This is a genomic window from Streptomyces carpinensis (assembly GCF_002154505.1).
Lineage (GTDB): Bacteria > Actinomycetota > Actinomycetes > Streptomycetales > Streptomycetaceae > Streptomyces > Streptomyces carpinensis.
Genome location: NZ_MUBM01000184.1, coordinates 1 through 3,881, shown reverse-complemented (window position 1 = coordinate 3,881; position 3,881 = coordinate 1). Strand labels below are relative to the sequence as shown.

Genomic DNA, 3,881 nt, shown 5'->3' with positions numbered 1-3,881 from the left:
CCAGTGCCTCGGTGACGGCCCGCACGTCCTCGGGTCTGCGGGCCTCGGTCATGTACTGCTTCGCCTGCTCGTAGGCGTCCAGGGCGCGCTCGTAGTCGGCCCGCATGGCGTCGTCCGCGCCGGGCTCAGCCGGATGGAAGTCGAGGCGGTCCAGCTCCTCGCCGAAGGCCGTGATGTCCTCGTCCACGACGACCTTCAGCTTGTCCAGGGCGGCCCGCTGCTCCGCCGCACGGCGGCGGCTGCTGCTCCGGACCAGGGCGTACGCGCCCACACCGCCCGCCACCAGGACCGCGGCGGCGGTGATCAGCGCGGTGCTCGACACCCCGCCGCCGTGCCCGGAGGTGCCCCAGGTGGAGGGAGCCGAGCCGCCCATGTTCGCGAGGGCCCGGCCGGTGAAGTCGGTGAGCTGCGTATTGGCGTTCCTCTCGCCCTGGACGCTGGTGACGAGATTGCCCACGGCGGTGCGCGGCAGCACCGAGGCGTCGGCCCGGGCGTCGAAGCGGTCGCCCAGGCGGATGGCGTAGGCGCCGGTGATGCCGGTGGCGGTGCGCAGATTGGTGAAGAGGTTCTGCGTCGGGAAGCCGGCAGGCAGCACGGCGATGAAGAGGGGCTTGTCCGCATCCTTGATCTGCCGGGCCAGCGCGTCGGCGTCGGCGGACGACAGCTGGGCGGAGGCTGCCGGATCGACGTAGACGGGACTCTTGCGGAGTGCCTGCGCGACCGCCGAGACGCTGGTGGCCGCGGCCGAGGGCGGGGCGCCGGTCGACAGCACGGCCATGACGGCCACCGCGAGCGCGACCAGCAGCTGGGCGGGGGCTCGGGGTAGGGCGACGGCCTTCATGGTTCGAAGCTACCCGAAATATGACAACTCGGTCATTCGGTCGATGGCGGATGCAACGCCTGGTGCTCGGGTACGCCGGTGGGAGGCGCACCGCCGGGTGTCCCGGACGACACGCCTCCCACCGACCGGTCAGGCCTCTCAGGCCCTCCGGTCAGGCCTTGCGCTCAGCTCTCGCAGTCAGGCCCTGCGCCCCACCGCCCGGTACGCCGCCGTCAGCTGTTCCACGGCCGCCGCGTACCGGCCGGTCAGCAGCAGGTGGTCGGCGTCGGCGAAGGGCTTGGCCACCGCCGCGCTCATACCGCTCCCGCCCACCTTCTGCTGGACGATCAGCCGGGCCCTGGTGACGAGGGCTCGGCCGGCCTGGTCGGCGTGCGCCCTCTCGGCCGCCGTCGCCGCCACGCCCAGTGCCCGCAGCGTCGCCGTGCCGCCCGCCGGCACCTTCGTGAGGGTGGTCAGGCCCCAGCCGTAGGGGAACTGCGGGTCGTACGAGGCGTCGCCCACGTTGATCGGCAGTTGCTGTTCCGACTTCGGCCATGTCACCGGGAGCTGCCCGGTGAAGGGACGCCTGCCGTACAGCACGTCGGCGACGCCGTCGCCCTCGGTACCCGGCAGCCAGGAGGCGACCAGGGCGTCGATCTTCCCGAGCCGGTCGCCGATCAGCTGCGGCCGCCCCGAGACGATCAGCACCGCGCACTTCATCGCCGCGCACACCTTGTCCACGGCGGCCTGATCGGCGGCGGACAGCCGCAGGTCGTGGCCGTTGCCGACGTCGCCGACGCCCTCGGCGTACGGGGTCTCGCCGACGACGACCACACCGACGTCGTAACCGTCCGTGGGTGCGGAGGCGTCCTTGGAGTAGGTGACGTCTCCCCCAGCGTTCCTCATGCCCTGCAGGATGGTCGTGCCCTGGGTGTGGGTGCCGGACTCGCCCTGCCAGGTGATGGTCCAGCCTCCGGTCTGGTTGCCGAGGTCGTCGGCGTCGGATCCGGCGACGTACACCTTCTCGCTCTTCTTCAGCGGCAGCACGCCGCCCGCGTTCTTCAGCAGCACCTGGGACTCGGCGGCGGCCTGACGGGCCACGGCCCGGTGCGCGGCGGAGCCGATCTCGGGGGCACCGCTCGTGTCGGCGTAGGGGTGTTCGAACAGGCCCAGCTCGAACTTCTCCGTCAGGATCCGTGACACCGCGTCGTCGACGCGCTTCTCGCTGATCCGGCCCGCCTTCACCTCGTCGATCAGCGTCGTGCTGAAGTCCTTGTAGGTGTACGGCACCATCATCATGTCGACGCCCGCGTTGACCGCCGTGCGGACGTGGGACGCGTAGTCGCCGGGGAGCTGGTCGATGGCGTTCCAGTCGCTGATGACGAAGCCGTCGAAGCCCATCCGGTCCTTGAGCACGCCGTTGATCATGTCGCCGCGGGCGTGCATCTTCACCGGGCCCCGTCCGTCCCCGGCGATGTCGAGCGAGGAGTAGGACGGCATGACCGTGCCGATGCCCCGGTCGACGGCCGTCTGGTACGGCGCCAGGTGGACGGCCTCCAACTGCTGCCGGGTGACCTTGGTGACGCCCTGGTCGATGGTGTACGTGCCGGTGGTCGACGAGCCGTACTCGGTGCCGCCGTCGCCGACGAAGTGCTTGGCGGTGGCCAGCACCTTGTCGCCGCGGCTCAGGTCACGTCCGTCGGCCCGTCCCTGGAGGCCCTGGATGACGGTCTCCATGGACGTCACGAGGGCCGGGTCCTCGCCGAAGGACTCGTAGGAGCGCCCCCAGCGTTCGTCGCGCGACACGCACAGGCAGGGCGCGAAGTCCCACGGGACGCCGGTGGCGCGCACCTCGCTCGCCGTCACCGCGCCCGTCTGCTCGGCCAGTCGGGGGTCGCGGGTGGCGCCGATGCCGATGTTGTGCGGCATGATCGTGGCGCCGGCCAGGTTGTTGTGGCCGTGCACCGCGTCCACGCCGTAGATCAGCGGGACCTGGAAACGGGTCGCCTGCGCACGGAGCTGGAAGGCGTCGATCATCTTCGCCCAGGCATCGGGGGTGTTGGGCGTCGGGGTCGAGCCGCCGCCGGAGAGCAGTGAGCCGAGGCCGTAGGCGGCGATGTCGCCCGGTGCGGACATCGCACCGCGCTCGGCCTGTGTCATCTGCCCGGCCTTCTCCTCCAGCGACATCCGGGAGACCAGGTCCGCGACCCGCTTCCTCACCGGCAGGTGGCTGTTCAGATACGGCAGTCCGTGGGCGTCGACGACGACCTGCGGGGTCTCGGCGGGGGCCTTGGCACCGGTGACGGTGAGCTGGAGCGGGATCGTCTCGGCCGGCTCCGCCGCCCTGTCCCTGAGAGTGGGGACGCTGATGGTCCGTGAGGTCCCGGAGGCGGTGCCCGCGGGGAAGGTGAGGGTGCCGGAGACGGGGGTGTAGTCCTTGCCGGCCTGTGCGGAGCCGGTGGTCGCGGTCCGGTACTCGACGGTGACCGGCTCGTCGATCGGGGCGGAGCCGGTGGTGGCGACGGTGACCTTGACGGTGGCCGTGCCGCCCTCCTCGACCGGGTACACCGGCGCGTCGGTGGTGACGGAGGCGCGCAGCGACTGGTCGGCCCGGCCGTACAGCTCCACGTCGTCCATGGCGAAGCTGCCCTTGATCCCGGTGGGGAGCGTGACGGCGTACCCCCACATCCGGGTCAGGCCCAGGACGTGGTCGATGCCGCCGACGGGCTGGTAGTCCGTTCGGTAGGCGAAGTCGGTGAAGGGTATCTCCACCTGTTTCCAGCCGGTCCAGTCGTCGGTGAAGGAGGTCGTCCACAGCTCGGACGCCTCGCCGTCGGCACCGCCGTCCTTGATCTCGAAGGCGATCTTCTTGCCGTTGTTCCGGCCGTCCCACCAGAAGCGGATGCCCTTGTGCGCGGACCAGTCGTGTGCGGGCCGGCCGGCGGCGAAGTCGTGGGTGAAGCCGCCGTAGCCGCTGATGTCGTAGGTGCCGGACAGCACCTTGGCGCCCTCGGGGGCGTCGGGGCGGGCGGTGAGTTGGAGCGGGCTCTTATACACATCT

General features: G+C 71.2%; 1 protein-coding gene and 1 pseudogene. Both read right to left on the bottom strand.

Going from position 1 to position 3,881, the window contains the following annotated elements; all coding sequences use genetic code 11:
* Positions 1 to 841 (bottom strand): annotated as a pseudogene (locus BZY54_RS24305) (hypothetical protein); the annotation flags it as partial.
* 177 nt (positions 842 to 1,018) lie between these two features.
* A partial coding sequence (locus tag BZY54_RS24300) for a glycoside hydrolase family 3 protein (RefSeq protein ID WP_107419794.1) occupies positions 1,019 to 3,881 on the bottom strand: 2,863 nt, incomplete at its 5' end.